This window comes from Ruegeria sp. CDSB113, from assembly GCF_059611045.1.
Map to the genome: position 1 here is coordinate 486,803 of NZ_JBXWOU010000001.1, position 16,919 is coordinate 503,721.

At 57.2% G+C, this 16,919-nt stretch carries 17 protein-coding genes; 7 read left to right on the top strand and 10 right to left on the bottom strand.

Annotated elements, in window-relative coordinates:
- Window positions 1-46: 46 nt before the first annotated feature.
- The 3 genes from AC2FIS_RS02420 to coaD all read left to right on the top strand — a co-directional run bounded on the left by AC2FIS_RS02420 (window position 47) and on the right by coaD (window position 2,024).
- Window positions 47-949 (top strand): LysR family transcriptional regulator, encoded by a 903-nt coding sequence (locus tag AC2FIS_RS02420; RefSeq protein ID WP_496771832.1) that lies wholly within the window; start codon window positions 47-49, stop codon window positions 947-949.
- Between the two features lie 60 nt (window positions 950-1,009).
- Window positions 1,010-1,447, top strand: a complete 438-nt coding sequence (locus tag AC2FIS_RS02425) for a CBS domain-containing protein (RefSeq protein ID WP_496771833.1) — start codon at window positions 1,010-1,012, stop codon at window positions 1,445-1,447.
- A gap of 85 nt (window positions 1,448-1,532) precedes the next feature.
- Window positions 1,533-2,024 (top strand): pantetheine-phosphate adenylyltransferase, encoded by a 492-nt coding sequence (gene coaD / locus AC2FIS_RS02430; protein WP_496771834.1) that lies wholly within the window; start codon window positions 1,533-1,535, stop codon window positions 2,022-2,024.
- On the opposite strand, the gene gap (AC2FIS_RS02435) is transcribed toward coaD, so the two are convergent.
- The 3 genes from gap (AC2FIS_RS02435) to gap (AC2FIS_RS02445) form a co-directional block, all read right to left on the bottom strand.
- Window positions 2,016-3,020, bottom strand: a complete 1,005-nt coding sequence (gene gap / locus AC2FIS_RS02435) for a type I glyceraldehyde-3-phosphate dehydrogenase (protein WP_109311589.1) — start codon at window positions 3,018-3,020, stop codon at window positions 2,016-2,018. The two genes, coaD and gap (AC2FIS_RS02435), sit on opposite strands and share 9 nt — an antisense overlap.
- Window positions 3,021-3,102: 82 nt before the next feature.
- Window positions 3,103-3,246: a hypothetical protein gene (locus AC2FIS_RS02440; RefSeq protein WP_058271517.1), complete on the bottom strand. Its 144-nt coding sequence runs from the start codon at window positions 3,244-3,246 to the stop codon at window positions 3,103-3,105.
- A gap of 71 nt (window positions 3,247-3,317) precedes the next feature.
- A complete protein-coding gene (gap, locus tag AC2FIS_RS02445; RefSeq protein WP_058271518.1) occupies window positions 3,318-4,319 on the bottom strand; it encodes a type I glyceraldehyde-3-phosphate dehydrogenase in 1,002 nt (333 codons plus the stop codon).
- A gap of 181 nt (window positions 4,320-4,500) precedes the next feature.
- On the opposite strand from gap (AC2FIS_RS02445), the gene AC2FIS_RS02450 reads away from it, so the two are divergent.
- Complete coding sequence (locus AC2FIS_RS02450) at window positions 4,501-5,460, top strand: DUF808 domain-containing protein (RefSeq protein ID WP_496771835.1); 960 nt, start codon at window positions 4,501-4,503, stop codon at window positions 5,458-5,460.
- Between the two features lie 461 nt (window positions 5,461-5,921).
- Here the strand turns inward: AC2FIS_RS02450 and tkt are convergent, their stop codons facing one another.
- Window positions 5,922-7,946, bottom strand: a complete 2,025-nt coding sequence (tkt, locus tag AC2FIS_RS02455) for a transketolase (protein ID WP_496771836.1) — start codon at window positions 7,944-7,946, stop codon at window positions 5,922-5,924.
- A 234-nt stretch (window positions 7,947-8,180) separates the two neighbouring features.
- On the opposite strand from tkt, the gene AC2FIS_RS02460 reads away from it, so the two are divergent.
- From AC2FIS_RS02460 to AC2FIS_RS02470, 3 genes are read left to right on the top strand one after another with little or no spacing between them, the layout of a single operon-like run.
- On the top strand, window positions 8,181-8,978 hold the full coding sequence (locus AC2FIS_RS02460; RefSeq protein ID WP_496771837.1) for a hypothetical protein: 798 nt from the start codon (window positions 8,181-8,183) through the stop codon (window positions 8,976-8,978).
- The gene (locus AC2FIS_RS02465; RefSeq protein ID WP_496771838.1) at window positions 8,978-9,373 is read left to right on the top strand and encodes a cell division protein ZapA; all 396 of its coding nucleotides are present in this window, start codon (window positions 8,978-8,980) and stop codon (window positions 9,371-9,373) included. Before AC2FIS_RS02460 ends, AC2FIS_RS02465 begins: the two co-directional genes overlap by 1 nt.
- Window positions 9,370-9,720 carry an MliC family protein gene (locus AC2FIS_RS02470; protein ID WP_496771839.1) on the top strand — a complete coding sequence of 117 codons (351 nt, stop codon included), beginning with the start codon at window positions 9,370-9,372 and terminating at the stop codon, window positions 9,718-9,720. The genes AC2FIS_RS02465 and AC2FIS_RS02470 overlap by 4 nt, the downstream gene beginning before the upstream one ends.
- On the opposite strand, the gene grxD is transcribed toward AC2FIS_RS02470, so the two are convergent.
- The 6 genes from grxD to AC2FIS_RS02500 all read right to left on the bottom strand — a co-directional run bounded on the left by grxD (window position 9,721) and on the right by AC2FIS_RS02500 (window position 16,752).
- Window positions 9,721-10,083, bottom strand: coding sequence for a Grx4 family monothiol glutaredoxin (gene grxD / locus AC2FIS_RS02475; RefSeq protein ID WP_496771840.1), 363 nt, complete (start codon window positions 10,081-10,083; stop codon window positions 9,721-9,723). It abuts the gene before it with no gap.
- Window positions 10,070-10,360 (bottom strand): hypothetical protein, encoded by a 291-nt coding sequence (locus tag AC2FIS_RS02480; RefSeq protein ID WP_496771841.1) that lies wholly within the window; start codon window positions 10,358-10,360, stop codon window positions 10,070-10,072. Before AC2FIS_RS02480 ends, grxD begins: the two co-directional genes overlap by 14 nt.
- Before the next feature lie 250 nt (window positions 10,361-10,610).
- Window positions 10,611-10,847, bottom strand: coding sequence for a BolA/IbaG family iron-sulfur metabolism protein (locus AC2FIS_RS02485; protein ID WP_108858706.1), 237 nt, complete (start codon window positions 10,845-10,847; stop codon window positions 10,611-10,613).
- 136 nt (window positions 10,848-10,983) lie between these two features.
- Window positions 10,984-13,143, bottom strand: coding sequence for a phosphoribosylformylglycinamidine synthase subunit PurL (gene purL / locus AC2FIS_RS02490; RefSeq protein WP_496771842.1), 2,160 nt, complete (start codon window positions 13,141-13,143; stop codon window positions 10,984-10,986).
- A 177-nt stretch (window positions 13,144-13,320) separates the two neighbouring features.
- Window positions 13,321-15,570, bottom strand: a complete 2,250-nt coding sequence (locus AC2FIS_RS02495; RefSeq protein WP_496771843.1) for a mechanosensitive ion channel family protein — start codon at window positions 15,568-15,570, stop codon at window positions 13,321-13,323.
- Between the two features lie 276 nt (window positions 15,571-15,846).
- Complete coding sequence (locus AC2FIS_RS02500) at window positions 15,847-16,752, bottom strand: LysR family transcriptional regulator (protein ID WP_058271530.1); 906 nt, start codon at window positions 16,750-16,752, stop codon at window positions 15,847-15,849.
- Between the last annotated feature and the right edge of the window lie 167 nt (window positions 16,753-16,919).

Sequence of the window (16,919 nt, forward strand, 5' to 3'; positions counted from 1 at the left end):
GAGGCAATGTCCCAAAGATGTTTTGCAAAAATGCAAAGGGCAGGCGGTGACACCAAACTGGGATGATATGCGGGTCTTTCTGGCCGTCGCGCGAGAAGAAAGCCTTTCGGCTGCCGGGCGTCAGCTGAAGATCGACCCAGCCACCGTCGGGCGGCGGATTGCTCGGTTGGAAGCCTCATTGGAAGCCCCCCTGTTTACCAAGTCGCAACAAGGCTACCTTTTGACCGCTGCGGGCCAACGCCTGATGGAACACGGACTGAAAGCCGAAGAGGCGATGCGCGCGGCGGCTGGCGCGATGGCGGGAACGTCAAAAACGCTCAGCGGACAAATACGGATTGGCGCGCCGGACGGGTCGGCCAACTATCTTTTGCCGCAAGTCTGCGCGAAAATCAGCGATGCAAACCCCGATCTGGATATTCAGATTCTGGCCCTGCCGCGCGTGATCAACCTGTCCCGGCGCGAGGCTGATATGGCGGTGACCGTCAGTGCACCAACAGCTGGGAGCCTTCTGGTCCAGAAAATCACCGATTACAAACTGCACCTTGTTGCGACGCGCGACTATCTGGCCTCTTACCCGGCAATCCGTTCGATCCAGGACCTGAGTGGCCATCGCATGATTGGCTACATTCCGGATATGATCTTTGACCGCGAGTTGGATTATCTAGTGGATATCGGTGTTGACCGTGTCGCGCTTGCATCGAATTCGGTGTCGGTTCAGCTGCGGCAGGCCACGCTTGGAACGGGGGTTTGTGTGGCACATGACTTCACCTTGCCGTTTCATCCCAACCTGCAGAAAATCCTGACGGATCAGGTGAGTTTGACCCGGAGTTTTCACCTGGTGCGACATCAGGGCGATCAGCGAAATGAAAGGTTGAACCGCTTCGCGCAGGCCTTGTCGCAGGGTATTCGGGAAGAGGTTGAGCGGCTTGAGGCCCAAGTGTCACCTTGACAGGTTTAAACATTCCGGCAACGTTTTGGAAAACAGGACATTATTTCGGAGGTAACGCTTATGCTCGTTCAGGCCATTCTGAAATCCAAGGGCAGCGGAGGGGTCGTCACTGTCTTGCCGTCGATCACGGTGTCTGATGCTTCGAAAATCCTTTCGGACAAGCGGATCGGTACTGTGGTCGTGTCGGAAGATGGCGGTGAGACGGCGGCAGGAATTCTGTCGGAACGTGACATCGTAAGAGAACTGGCCGCAACCGGAAGCGGATGCCTCACGCAACCTGTCAGTGCGTATATGACCCGGGATCTGGTGACGGCCACGAAACAAGATACAGTTCAGGATATCATGACGCGCATGACCGAAGGGCGCTTTCGCCACATGCCCGTTGTCGAAGATGGCAAGCTGGTGGGGATCGTGACGCTGGGCGACGTGGTAAAGGCGCAGTTGGCAGAACTGGCTATGGAAAAAGACGCGCTGCAAGGCATGATCATGGGGCATTGAGGCCCTTGAACCCCAAAGCTGCCTCTTGCACCTGCGGCGAAGTTATGTTTGCTTGCGCAGAAATTTTATTGCGCAGGAGGCCGCGATGAGGGTTGGATTATATCCCGGAACATTCGATCCAATCACCCTGGGTCATATCGACATCATTCGCCGTGCGGCAGCTTTGGTGGACAAATTGGTCATTGGCGTCGCGATCAACCGCGACAAGGGCCCTTTGTTCTCGCTAGAGGAACGCGTTGCGATGATCGAGGCGGAATGCGCCCATCTGACCGAGCAAACAGGAACCGAAATCGTTGCGCATCCCTTTGAAAACCTGCTGATCGACTGCGCCCGTGATGTTGGGGCGCAGATCATTGTCCGCGGGCTGCGGGCTGTTGCGGATTTTGAATATGAATTCCAGATGGTCGGGATGAACCGGGCGTTGGACGACACGGTCGAGACGGTCTTCCTGATGGCCGAGGCGCGGCATCAGGCCATTGCCTCCAAATTGGTTAAGGAAATCGCCCGGTTGGACGGGGACGTGTCGAAATTCGTCACGCCCCGCGTTAATGCCGCGCTGTGTGACCGTTTAGGCTAGGGCACCCATCGCTGCGGCGGTGTCCAGCATCCGGTTCGAGAAACCCCATTCGTTGTCATACCACGCCAGCACACGCACCAGTGTGCCGTCGGTCACCTTGGTTTCCGGCAGCGAAACGGTCGAGCTGTGTGGGTCGTGGTTGAAATCCACCGAGATCAGCGGGCGGTTCTCTGCCGCCAGGACCCCGGGGATTCTGGCTGCGGCTTCGGTAAACAGCGCGTTGACTTCTTCCTCGGTTGTCGGGCGTGAGACTTCGGCGACCAGATCAACCACGGACACGTTCGGTGTGGGGACGCGAATGGCCTGACCCGTCAGTTTGCCGGCCAGTTGCGGCAGGACGAGGCCAACGGCAGAGGCCGCGCCCGTAGTGGTCGGGATCATCGACAATGCCGCCGCGCGTGACAGATAAGGGTCTTTACCGGCGGTGTCGTGAACCGGTTGGCTGGCTGTGTAGGCGTGAACCGTGGTCATGTTGCCGTGGACAATGCCTAGCCCTGCGTCCAGCGCTGCGGCCACCGGTGACAGGCAGTTGGTGGTACAAGACGCATTGGACACCACGTTATCTTCGGCTGTAAGTTCGTGATCGTTGACGCCAAACACGATCGTTTTCACAGCGCCATCGCCGCGGGCAGGGGCCGAGATCAAAACCTTCTTCGATCCGTTCGTGAAATGGCGGGATGCAGCTTCGCGTGTGCGGAATACGCCAGTACATTCCAGAACGACGTCCACATCGGACCAATCCAGTTTTTCCGGCTCACGCTCGCTGCTCAGGCGGATTGGACCGTTTCCAACGTCCAGGCCTGCCTCGGTCAAAGTGACCGGTTTGCCGTACCGGCCATGGACGCTGTCGAATTCGAACAGATGCGCGTTCATTTCCGGCTTTGCCAGGTCGTTTATCGCAACGATTTCAACATCCGTGCGCCCGGATTCCATGACCGCCCGCAGCACGCCGCGTCCGATCCGTCCAAATCCGTTGATTGCCAGCTTGAGTGTCATGTCCTGCTCCGTCCGAAATGCGGCTAATGTGAAGTTAGCGCTAACAAAGCCAGTTCAGAGGAAAAGTCAAGCAAAACCTCTGTCACCGCCAGAAGGCGAGCCAGTCCAGAAAGGTGTAGAGTTTCTTGCCAAGGAACACGAATTGTTCGGTTCCAAAGAGGGCATAGCTGATAACGAACAAGCCCAGAATGAGCAGGGCAAGCCAGATGGCGATTTGATTTGTCATGCTTGCCCCGGACGAAAACGCCCGCCCAGTTAACCTGAGCGGGCGAAAAGGTTCAAGATTTCAAAGCAACCTTAGTTAAGGCGACCCATGGCAACTGCAACGTCTGCCATGCGGACCGAGAACGCCCATTCGTTGTCGTACCAAGCCAGAACGCGAACCATGCGGTCGCCGACAACGCGGGTCTGATCGGGTGCGAAGATCGAGCTTTCTTCGGTGTTGTTGAAATCGGTCGAAACAAGCGGTGCGGGTTCATAGCCCAGAACACGCTGCATCGACCCCAGCGAGGCTTCGCGTACGATGGCGTTCACTTCTTCTACCGTTACATCACGAGCAGCGCGGAATGTCAGGTCAACCGCAGAAACATTCGGGGTCGGGACACGGATGGCCGAACCATCCAGGCGGCCCTTCAGATTGGGCAGAACTTCACCCAGTGCTTTCGCGGCACCTGTCGATGTCGGGATCATCGACATTGCGGCAGCACGGGCGCGGTACAAATCGCTGTGACGGCGGTCCAGGGTCGGCTGGTCGCCGGTATAGGCGTGGATCGTGGTCATGATGCCGTTCTCGATGCCGATACCCTCGTCCAACACCTTGGCAAGCGGGGCAAGGCAGTTCGTGGTGCACGAGCCGTTCGAGACCATTTTGTCATCGGTCACAAGACTGTTGTGGTTTACACCATAGACGATGGTCTTATCGACGTTTTTACCCGGGGCAGACAGCAGGACCCTTTGTGCACCGCGATCCAGGTGCGTTTTGGCTTTCAGACCGTCATTGAATTTACCGGTGCATTCCAGAACGACATCGCAGCCATCCCAGTCCAGTTCGTTCATGTCATAGGTCGAGAACATCTCCATCGGGCCGCGGCCCAGATCCATGGTTTTGCCATCGATTGCGACATCGCGGGGGAAACGTCCGTGGACACTGTCATACTTTAGCAGGTGCGCTGTGGTTTCCAGCGGGCCGGTTGCGTTGACCTTGATCACTTCGATGTCGTTGCGGGCGGATGCCGCGATATGCGACAACGTGCAGCGGCCAATGCGGCCAAAACCATTGATACCGACCTTGATGGTCATGTGCTGTCTCCAAATGCGCTTGCGTTGGACGCCATATAGCTGTCAATGCGCTTTCTCAAAAGACCAAAAGTGACATATTTTTAACGTGTTAGCGCAAACCTGCGCCGGTTGCGCTAACGCTTGCGCTAGCCGTCGGATCGGGTAGGCTCCGGTTGCGGCAGGTGAAGTGAAAGGAAACACCATGAGCGGTCTGTTGGCCCTGTTGGATGACGTTGCAGGTATTGCAAAGGTTGCGGCCTCGTCCGTGGACGATGTGGTCGCGGCGGCCGGAAAGGCGGGCGCAAAGACCGCCGGTGTGATCATCGACGATGCCGCCGTAACCCCGAAATACGTTCAGGGATTCGCCCCGGCGCGCGAGTTGCCCATTATTTGGCGCATCGCGCGTGGTTCCATATTCAACAAGATTATCCTGCTGCTGCCGGTTGCTTTGCTACTGGCGAATTTTGCTCCGTGGCTGATTACACCATTGCTGATGCTCGGTGGCTCATATCTATGCTTTGAAGGGGCCGAGAAAATATTTCATGTCCTATTCCCTCATGGCAGTCACGTTATCGACGAAGACATGGCCATTCGCGACCCCGGCCACCTGGAAGAGCAAAAGGTCAAAGGCGCGATCAAGACGGATTTTATCCTTTCGGCTGAAATCATGACGATTGCGCTGGCCGCGATTGAGGCCCCAAACCTGTGGATGCAGGCCGCGACCTTGGCGGTTGTGGGGATCGGTGTCACCGTGGCGGTCTACGGATCAGTTGCCCTGATCGTGAAGATGGACGATGTCGGGCTGTACCTCGCGCAAAACGCACCGACACCGATTGGGCGAGGGCTGGGGCGCGGGTTGGTCAAAGCCATGCCCGTGGTGATGAAAGTCCTGTCCATTGTCGGCACCGCCGCAATGCTGTGGGTCGGCGGTTCCATTATCATTCACGGGATGGAGGTTCTGGGCTTTGGCTGGCTGGGACATCACATCCACGACTGGGCCTATGCCATCGGGCATTCTGTGTCTGAGCAGTGGACCGGTGTTGTTGAATGGATCTCCAAGGCGACGATGGACGGTGTGTTCGGTCTGGCCTGGGGGTTTGTTCTGATCCCGGTGGCGACAAAGGTGATCGGGCCGTTGTTCAAAAAGAATGCGAACCAATGAAATGACGCGTTAACGCCTGCAAACAGTGATTGATGGGCCCATCATCCGAAAGGTGGGATCTCGCGATTCTAACGCTAGATCCTCAACCTTTTCTGCTCTGAGTGTCGCTGCCGACGAAATACCATTCAATCAGGACGAGCTTTACGGTTTCGTGCATTTTCGCGTCGATACGGCTCTCAAGGCGCAAAATCGCAGTCTTTGGTTTGGCGGGAGATTGTACAACGCTTTGACTCGCCAATCGCCATCGTACATTCCACTTTCAGGTACGCACCTGTGTCAAGCGCTGTCCTGCATTGGCCTGCAACCACCTGAACAGGTTGTTGTGCAGGGGCGGTACGAGTTGCGATTGGATTATGCCTTGAAAGCCTATGATGCATTGAAGTTGAAGGCAGAGGCCGTGCTCAAATAAAAAGGGCGGCCAAAGCCGCCCTTTTTTTGTATCTGGCTGATGAGCCGAGCGTTTAATGACCCAGCAGTTCCTTGACCTTGGCCACTGTCGCCTCTGCGGTGATGCCGAAATGCTTGTACAGTTCACCGGCGGGGGCCGACGCACCAAAACTGGACATGCCGATGAATCCGGCTTTGGCTTCGCGACCACGTTCACCCAGCAACCAGCGATCCCAGCCACCGGCGCGAACTGCGGCCTCGATTCCGACGCGGACGGGGCCGCCCGGCAGGACGCGCTTGCGATAGGCCTCATCTTGCTGCGCAAACAGCTCCATCGAGGGCATGGAGACGACGCGGGTGCCGATGCTTTCAGCCTCGAGCATCGCTTTGGCTTCCATCGCCAGCGACACTTCGGACCCGGTGGCGATCAGAATGGCCTGACGCTTGCCTTCGGCATCGGCCAGAACATATGCGCCTTGCGCGGTCAGGTTCTTGGCCTTGTGTTCTTTGCGCACCGTCGGCACGCCCTGACGGGTCAGCGACAGAACCGAAGGGCTGTCCTTGAACGTCAGCGCCAGTTCCCACGCCTCAGCCGTTTCAACCACATCGGCGGGACGGAACACATAGGTGTTCGGCGTCGCGCGCGAGATGGCCAGATGCTCAACCGGCTGGTGGGTCGGGCCGTCTTCGCCGAGACCAATCGAGTCGTGGGTCATCACGAAGACCGTCGGCACCTTCATCAAGGCGGCCAAACGCATGGAAGGGCGAGCATAGTCAGTGAACGCCATGAACGTGCCGCCATAGGGGCGGATACCGCCGTGCAACGCCATACCATTCATCGCGGCGGCCATGCCGTGTTCGCGGATTCCGTAGTGGATATAGCGACCCTTGCGGTTTTCCGGCAGGAACACGCCCAAATCCGCAGATTTGGTGTTGTTTGACCCGGTCAGGTCGGCGGAACCGCCAACGGTCTCGGTCATGATCGGGTTCACTACGTTCAGAACCTTTTCCGAAGACGCGCGGGTGGCGAGTTTCGGCTGATCTTCCGACATCTGCTTTTTGAACGAACGGATGGCACCGGCGAGTTTCTTGGGTGCATCAAACGCATAGGCGCGGTTGAACTCGGCCTGTTTGCGTTCGGAAATCTGCGCGAAACGCTCTTCCCATTCGGCGCGCTCAGTCGCGCCACGGGCACCGATGGCCTCCCAAGCCGACTTGATGTCAGCAGGGACCACAAAGGCATCATGGGGCCAGCCATAGCCATCCTTGGCAGCTTTCAGCTGATCCTGATCGGTCAATGCGCCGTGACCTTTGGAGGTATCCTGTGCGGCGTGACCCAGCGCGATATGGCTTTCGCAGGCGATCATGGATGGTTTGTTCGATGATTTGGCTTGCACAATGGCCGCATCAATCGCGATCGGATCATGGCCATCGATTTCAATCACGTTCCAGCCCGAAGCCTTGAAACGGCGCACTTGATCGGTGCGATCGGCAATATCCACGGTGCCGTCGATCGTGATGTTGTTGTTGTCCCAGAAAACGATCAGCTTGCTCAGCTCATGACGGCCAGCCAGTGTGATGGCCTCTTGGCTGACGCCTTCCATCAGGCAACCGTCGCCCGCGATCACATAAGTATAGTGATCGACGACCTTTTTGCCGTAATGCGCACGCTGGATTTCTTCGGCCATGGCGAAACCAACTGCGTTGGAAATGCCCTGACCCAGTGGTCCGGTGGTGGTTTCGATACCGTTCACCAAGAAGTTTTCCGGGTGACCCGCAGTTTTTGCACCCAGCTGGCGGAAGTTCTTGATCTCATCCAGTGTCACGTCCGCATGACCAGTGAGATACAACAGAGAATAGACCAACATCGAACCGTGACCAGCTGACAGGATGAACCGGTCGCGATCAGGCCAGTTCGGGGCCGAGGCGTCGAATTTCAGGTGCTTTTCAAACAGCACGGTCGCAACATCGGCCATGCCCATCGGCATACCGGAATGGCCGGAATTGGCGGCGGCGACGGCGTCAAGGGTCAGGGTGCGGATGGCCGCAGCCTTGTTCCAGTGTTCAGGATTGGCATTGCGCAGCGCAGTCAGGTCCACGGGCGTTGTTCCTTTGGATTACAGGCAGATGGGGCGCTCAATACCATCCACCCCCCAAAGTGCAAGTGGAACTGGGGCTTGCGTTGCGTTCGTGGTTCAAGAATGCTGTCCAAGTGATTGAAAGCAAACAGTGGGTATTTTCCGTTTCATTCGGTTAGACTAGGCCAATACCCGGCCTGTATTGATTCGGATGGGCCGCGAAAAAGTGAACCTTGGTAAAGAGGTGGCAGGGGCATGAGCCAGATCGAAGAATTACAGCGCCGTATCGTTGCCGCGATGGAGAGGATTGGAACCGGGGTCGACGCCCTGCGTGACGCGACGCCTGCAAGTGGCGGTGATGACAGCGCTTTGCACACGGCATTGGAAGACGAGCGCGTCGCCAATGCGCAGCTGGAAGAGCGGCTGAAATCCCTCAAGGAACGGCACGAGAATGAAGTCGACGCGATGCGCGCCGACATGGATGCGCTGAAAGCAACGCCAGCCGAAGATCCTGAAAACAGCGCGTTGCGTCAGCAACTGTCAGAGGCCACTGCCAAATTAGCGGCGGTCGAAGCGGCCAGGGCTGAGTTGGCAGAGGCCAAAGCTGCATTGGAAAACCAGGACGAACTGGTTGTTCTCAAGACAGAAAACGATGAACTTAAAGCGGTTGTGAGCAAAACGCAGTCGCTTGAAGATGAGAATAAAAAACTACGGTCCGAATTGGCCGACAGCGAGCGTGTTGCGGAGTTAAGCGCAGAGCTTGAGATGCTGCGAGCGGAACGTGCCAGCCACGGCGCGGCCATGTCGCGTTTGGATGATGATCTTCAACGTATGCGCAAGGCGAATGAGCAATTGCGCAATTCGGTTGATGAGTTGCGGGCGGCCAGCAAGGACGGTCTGGCCGATGCCGAGCTGTTGAACCGCGCGACCGTGGCCGAGCTTGAGGCGACGAAGGCTGCACAGGCGACGGACGCTGCCGAAGCTCAGGCTGTACTGGCCCGGCTGGAACCGTTGCTGTCGCAGGCAAAGCTGGCTGAGGGAGAGGTAGAGTAATGCCCGAATTGACCATTCATATCGGTGGCCGCGGTTTTGATGTTTCGTGTCAGGACGGTGAAGAGCCATTTCTGCAGTCTGCGGCGAAAATGCTGGATGACGAAGCGCAGGTTTTGTCTGATCAGATTGGTCGGATGCCCGAAGCACGCATGCTGTTGATGGCCGGGCTGATGCTGGCCGACAAGACCGCCGCTACAGATGACAAGCTCAAACGGGCAGAGGCAAAGCTGGCCGAGGTTGAATCCGAATTGCAAAGCCTGCGCAACCGGCCCGAGCCCGAGCCTGAAAGGATTGAAGTGGCGGTCGTCCCGCCTTCGGTCACGGACACACTGGCCGAACTGGCCGCACGCGCCGAGGCCTTGGCCTCGGTGGTTGAGGAGAATACGGCGAAATGAATGCGTTTAAAACGGTAGCGTTGGCCGGTTTAATCGGTCTACCGGGGGGCTTGGCCTGGGCAGACATGGATATCCTGCCGGTTACCTTCACCTGCCAGAATGGCGTTGAGTTGCAGGTTGCATATTTCAATGCGTCCGACGGCTCTGGCGCGGCGGCGATGATGGTAGACAACCAATTGGTTGCCCTGCAGCAGGTGCCCAGCGGATCAGGTATTCGCTATGAATCCGAAGGCGAGACCGGGTCTTATATCCTTCGGTCAAAAGGGTGGGATGCAACCGTCAGCTTTCTGGCGGCCAGTGGGGCCACCAGTGAGCAGGTTGTTCTGGAGAATTGCAGCAGTCGCTGATCAGGCGTTTGCTTCGCGAATTTTGTCAGCCGCTTCTTTGTTGAATTCAACACCGTTTTCGTCAAACAGCGTGTCCAATTCGCCTGACAGGGTCATCTCGGTGATGATGTCGCAACCGCCGACGAATTCACCTTTGACATACAGCTGTGGCACGGTCGGCCAGTCAGAATAATCCTTGATGCCCTGACGAACTTCTTCGTTGGCCAGAACATTCACATCGGCATATTCAACGCCCATGTAGTTCAGCACGCCGGCCACGCGGGACGAGAAACCACATTGGGGCATCTCTTTGGTGCCTTTCATGTAGAGCACCACATCGTTGGCTTTGACGGTTTCGTCGATCTGAGTCTTAACGTCGGTCATCTTGCTTGTCCTTTTCACCCGCGTCGGGGGCGGTCGTTTCATCCTGTGACGGGTCCGGGACCCATCCTTCTTCCTCTAGTCGCCGATGCTCGGCTTGTGCCAGGGCCAGCGGATCCAGCCCGTATCTTTCAATGCCGCCGACCTTGCTGATCTTGTCCGGGTCCGGGCGCATGTCGGCCAGCTTACGCTTTCTGTTGCGCTTCACATAGGCTTCGAAAAGCGCCGCGGCAACTATCAATGCTGCAATGATGCCTATCCAGAAGAGCCAGCCGTTCATTTTTTGGGAGCCATTGTCTTTGCGTATTGCTGCGGATCACGCGGAACAACTATCGCACTCACCGCGCCCCCCCTGCCTCCGTCCATCGTTGAGGCGACCACGCTGGCATTCTGACTGGGGGTCGCCCCTTTGCGTCCACGCGTGATGGGTTTTCGTGCGGAGCGGCTACGCCTGACAATGGCGACGACGTAAATACCCACGATGCCGACAAACACGGCGCCCCAAATAGAATATGCCCAAAAAGCCGTGCTCACTCAGGCACTTTCGTCGTCAGCGCCAGAGCGTGTAACTCTCCGTCCGCGCCGTCCATCTTGCCCTTCAGGGCCGAATAGACTGCACGCTGCTGCTGCACCCGGTTTTTCCCGCGAAAGCTCTCGTCCACGACCATTGCGGACATATGCACGCCATCACTGCCGCCAACCTGAATTTCCGCATCCGGAAAGGTTTCGCGCAGTAGGGCTTCGATTTCGTGGGCGCTCATCGGCATGTAGGTTTCTCCTGAAGGTCTTTCTCAAGATGTAGAGCGCCCAGACGGGGCGTGCAAGGGGAGGATAGAGGCCCTGAAACAACAAAACCTGCGCCGGGACGGGCGCAGGTTTCATGTTGCAAAGATTGCTTTGGTGTTAGGCGACAGCCTCAGCAAAGCTGGTGCGGAACGTGGTAGCCAAATCCTCTAACGCGGCCTCAGAGCTGCCAACCCGAATGTTGTCGCCAGTGAACCGGCCTACGGACACCAGAGGGACACCTGCCTGGCCAGCAGCGATCATCAGTGCCTCGGCCTGATCAAAGTTGCACGCAACCAGATAACGGGCCTGATCTTCGCCGAACAGGAACTCAGTCGAGGCTTCATCGAGGTGAACGCCGACGCCTGCGGATTCCGCCAACTCAAAGGCTGCCAGCGCCAGACCACCGTCACCCAGATCCGTGCAGGCCTTGATCATCTCGCGGTTGGCCCGGATGAACTCGCCGTTGCGTTTTTCAGAATCCAGATCGACATGCGGCGCGTCGCCGTCTTCGCGGTTGAACACTTCGGCCAGCAGGGCGGATTGGCCAAGATGGCCATTGGTTTCGCCGATCACCAGCGCAACATGGCCCTCGCGAACCTCGTTGCCGATGATCTCGTCCGTGTGGTTCAGCAAGCCTACTGCGCCAATGGTCGGGGTCGGCAGGATCGCCTGACCATCGGTTTCGTTATACAACGAGACGTTGCCCGACACGATTGGCATATCCAGCGCGGCTACTGCTTCGCCGATGCCTTGGATCGCGCCGACGAACTGGCCCATGATCTCGGGCTTTTCGGGGTTTCCGAAGTTCAGGTTGTCGGTGGTCGCCAAGGGGTTGGCCCCAACGGCGGTCAGGTTGCGGTAGGCCTCGGCCACAGCTTGCTTGCCGCCCTCAACGGGGTTTGCCCGTACATAGCGCGGGGTTACGTCGCTGGTGAAGGCAAGCGCCTTGTCAGTGCCGTGCACGCGGACCATGCCTGCGCCCAGACCCGGCGTGCGGGCGGTGTCGGCCATGACCATGGTGTCGTACTGTTCGTACACCCACTGCTTGCCTGCGTAGTTTGGCGAAGCGAGCAGGGCGCGCAGGCCGTCGATCGGGTCAATTTGCGGGACTTCGGCCAGCTCTTCGGCTTCCGGCGTCGGCTCCCACGGGCGGTCGTATTCTGGCGCAGTCGAGGACAGCTTGGACAGGACCAGATCGGCTTTGACTTCGCCGTTGTGAAGGATCAGGAAGCGGTCTTCCGCGATGGTTTCGCCGACGATGGCGAAATCCAGGTCCCATTTTTCGAACACAGCGCGGGCTTCGGCTTCAAGCTCGGGTTTCAATACCATCAGCATGCGTTCTTGCGATTCAGACAGCATCATTTCATAGGCTGTCATATCTTCTTCGCGCTGGGGAACGTTTTCCAGATCCAGACGCACACCCAGACCGCCCTTGTCGCCCATCTCAACGGCAGAGCAGGTCAGGCCCGCTGCACCCATATCCTGGATCGAAATCACGGCACCGGTCTGCATCAACTCCAGCGTCGCCTCCATCAGGCGCTTCTCGGTGAACGGGTCGCCGACCTGAACAGTGGGGCGCTTTTCTTCGATTGTGTCATCGAACTCGGCCGAGGCCATGGTTGCGCCGCCAACGCCGTCACGTCCGGTTTTTGCACCCAGATACACAACAGGCATGCCGACGCCAGAGGCCGCCGAATAGAAAATCTTGTCGCTGTCGGCCAGACCTGCGGCAAAGGCGTTCACTAGACAGTTGCCGTTGTAGGCAGGATGGAACCGAACTTCGCCACCCACGCAAGGGACACCAAAGCAGTTGCCGTAGCCGCCAATCCCTTCGACCACACCGTTGACCAGCTGGCGGGTCTTGTGGTGGCCGGGCTCGCCAAATGACAGCGCGTTCATCGACGCGATGGGACGCGCGCCCATGGTGAAGACGTCGCGCAGAATGCCGCCAACACCTGTGGCCGCACCCTGATAGGGTTCGATATACGAGGGGTGGTTATGGCTTTCCATCTTGAACACCACCGCCTGACCGTCGCCGATATCCACCACGCCTGCATTTTCGCCCGGTCCGCAGATTACCTGGGGCCCAGAGGTGGGCAGGGTGCGCAGCCATTTCTTGGACGATTTGTAGGAACAGTGCTCGTTCCACATGGCCGAAAAGATGCCGAGTTCGGTAAAAGTCGGCTCGCGCCCGATGATCTCCAGGATCATATCGTATTCGTCGGGCTTCAGCCCGTGTGCGGCAATCAGATCCGGGGTGATGGCGGGCTCTTGCATCGTGTGTCCTTGTCCAAGTTGGCCGGGATTGCGGGCCTTTTAGGGCAAGGTGCCGCTTGTGGAAAGGGTCAAGTCAGCGCAGGCCAATTGTGAAAGTAAAAAACGGAACCGGCGATTGGGCCGGTTCCGTCTGTTGTTTGGACCTTGCGGATGTCATCAGCGGATGATCCGATGTCGTTAAGCTGGGTTCTGCGCCTTTCTGGACGCATCCGCAGCCGCAGCGCCAACTGCTGCTTTTTGTTCTTCGGTCAGGTTTTCAGCTTCGTCCAGTCCCGGGATAGCGACACGAACTTCGCGACGGGCAAAGTCGATGCCGTTTTCCTTAAAGGCAGCCTTAACCCGGTTGAAGATCTCTTTGCGCAGGGTGAACTGCTTGCCCGGTTTGGCCATGAACTTGCCGCGGATGATCATGCCGACATCGTCAAAGTCGAACACGCCCTGAGATTTGAAGGGCTGCAAGAAGCCGTCCTTGTGAACTTCGTCCTCCATCATCTCGGCACCGATCTTCTTGAAGATTTTCTTCACCTTGTTCGGGTCTGTATCGAAGGGCACGGTGAATTTCAGCTTCATGATGACCCAGTCGCGGCTGAAGTTGGTGATCTTCTGAATCTCACCATATGGGATGGTATGAACCAGGCCGCGGTGGTGGCGCAGTTGCATGGAGCGGATCGAGATCTTTTCTACCGTTCCCATGGTGCCGCCGATATCGACATATTCACCAACCCGGAACGCATCGTCGATTAGGAAGAAGATCCCGCCGACAATGTCCGAAACCAGCTTTTGCGCACCAAAGCCGATGGCCAGGCCAAGAATACCGGCACCAGCCAGAAGCGGCGTGATATCCAGACCCAGCGCGCCAAGCGCGAGCAGGACAAAGATAACCGCAATCGCGACCTGAGCGGTCACGCGCAGCAGGGGCAGAACCGTCGCCAGACGTGATCCGCCAGAACCGCCGCCTTCGCCTGCTTCCTGATCGGGGCTTTCTTCAGCCGCAGTTTGTTCCTTGGCCAGCCGCCGGTTGATCCACAGCGAAACGACTTCGTTCAGGATGTAGCCAACAGCAATGATGATGAAGAACTGTATTAGCTTGCTGCCAGACTCATCTCCACCGCCCGCGATTTCACTGAGGTCGAGATCCCAAGCCCGGGCGATCATCAGGATGACAAGAATACCGGCCAACACCCGACCGATGCGAATATAGCTGCGTTTGGTAGACTTGTATGCTTGCTCAGCCACCGGCCCTCCGCCCAGCATCGGCGGTTGCAGATGGCGAACCAGTCCACGTATCAGTGTATCCAAGGCAGGTGCGATCAGCAGCCAAGCCATGGTGGTGAAATGCGCCCCCTTGACCAGCAGCGCCAAGGACGAAGGATTGCGTTGCGCTACGATAAACTCGACAAGCAGCCAGATTACCGCCGACACGCCGATTGCGAAGTAGGGGTAGTAGTGGGCGACTTCCTCATCAAATTTGGAGTGATCAGGGTCGGTACCCAACATCATCTGAGACAGACCTTCGCGCGCGGTCCAGGCGATGACGCCGATATAGATATGGATCGCTGCGTTCAGCCAGAAACCAATGCGTGTTTCGCCGCTGGTAATGCCGTTCAGCCTGTTGAAATGAAGCAGGAACAGCGTGAAACCGACCAAAATAAGCAGGCCGATCAGGTTGCGGTGAAGGTATTTCGCCCAGTGATCATCGATGTTCACCAGCCGGTAGTGAGGTTTGCTGGGTGCAAGTACGAACCGCGAGGCCGCTGCGCCCAAGCGCGGAATCCAGATCAGGTAGAAAACGAAGGGTGCCGCGTAGGTGATTTGTTCCGGAGTCAGAAGCCCACGCCCGACCGCGCGGATGACGACATAGAACACGACCAATCCTGCGATCTCGCGGCAAAAACGGCGAAACAGGTACCTGACGGCGCCCCAAAGGTCATTTTCATCTCCGACTTCAGCATGTTCGTGCCACCGCCGAGTAAGGAATTCGAACAGCTTTTCCGCGAGGAAGCCGACGACAAGTACGCTGAGGATTAGGCCCAACAGGGTAAACGCGCCGGTTGTACCAAAGGTTGCCGAAAAGTTTTTGAAAGCGTCGGCTTGCGCGCTGAAGATGTTCGGGACCGTGACGATAACCTGAGTCCACGACGCCACCATTTCGGCCCAGATCTCATTGATTTCCGTGATTGGGTCTTCGCGTTCTTCCGCTTCGGCGGCGTTTTTTTCCGCGACCGCGTCCAGACGCTCCAGCAAGATCGCGCGGACCTGGTCGTCGGACATACGTGCGACCATGTCATCGACTTGTTCGGGCGTCAGATCCTCGGGAATTGTGACGGTAGTCGGTGCACTAGGGGTACTAGTGACCTGGGCAAGTGCTGGCCCAGATAATAGCGCAATGGAGAAGAACGCCATTAACAGGCGAGTGAGGTGAAACATCGAATCTGTCCTCGACCATAAGTCTTGATGATTTTTTCGTGATCATAGGCTTAAGTGCAGGATTTTCCCAGATGTTTCACCCATTCAGATATGAAATTAGTGTTGCGGGCAAAAAAAAGGCCGAGCACTAAGCTCGGCCGTAGTCCAACAGGGAGGTGAAGATGATGAGCGTTACAGCATCACCGCCTTCGATTGCTCATTTAGGGGGCGGTTTGTGTACTATCAAGGTTTTATAGACTGATCGCAGATCATTGCCGCTATGCTACTGGCGCATAGCTACAGTTTTCCCATCTGCTTCAACTGCTTGCGCTGCGCAATGATCTCATCCTGAACAAAGTCGCGGAACGCCGCGACGCGTTTGGAATGGCGCAGTTCCTCGGGGTAGGCGAGATAAACCGGGACATCGGCGGTTTCGATATCCGACAGGATCGACTGCAGATGCGGAAAGTCATGGGTCACGTAATCCGGCAACACACCGATGCCGAGGTTGTGCAAAACACCCTGTAAAACGCCAAAATAGTTGTTCACCGTCAACAGCGAGGTCGGATTGTAGGTCATCAGGTGTCGGACCATCATCGCGCTTGCGCCAACCTGCGGGGCCGAGGGTGTCTGGCAGATCAACCTGTGTTTCGAGATGTCTTCGGGACTTTCCGGGCTGCCGCGTTCTTCCAGGTATTCCGGCGTAGCATAAAGCTGCATCTGCACGGTCATCAGGCGTTTTCGCACCAGATCGGCCTGGCTGGGCTCTTTCATGCGAATGGCTACATCAGCCTCGCGCATCGGCAGGTCGAGAACACGCTCCTCCAGCATCAGGTCGATGTTCAGGTCGGGGTATTGCTCGTATAGTTTCGGGAGACGTGGCGCCAGCCATAGTGTACCGAAGCCAAACGTGGTGGTGACGCGCAGAACTCCGAACACTTCTTCTTCGCTGTCGCGAATGCGTGCAGCGGCGGCGTCCAGACGTTTCGACATGGCCGAAGTTGCGTCGAACAACAACTCACCCTGTTCGGTTAGAATCAGCCCCCGGGCGTGGCGATGAAAAAGCGTCGAATCAAGCGACTCTTCAAGCGCGCGGATCTGCCGGCTGACCGCGGATTGGGACAGATTCAGCTTGTCCCCCGCATGAGTCAGGCTGCCCGCATCCGCAACCGCGTGAAATATCCTTAACTTGTCCCAATCCATCGCCGCAACTTTCGTTATCCTTCCGAAGCCCTATATGAAATAGGTAACAAGTTCTACATTCAAACTGTTGAAACGTTACAATAACAGACTGGTAGGTCCTATACAGGTCAGCTTTTTTGACCTAAAATGCGTATGAATGAAGCACACTGATCTGACGAGGGGAGGCG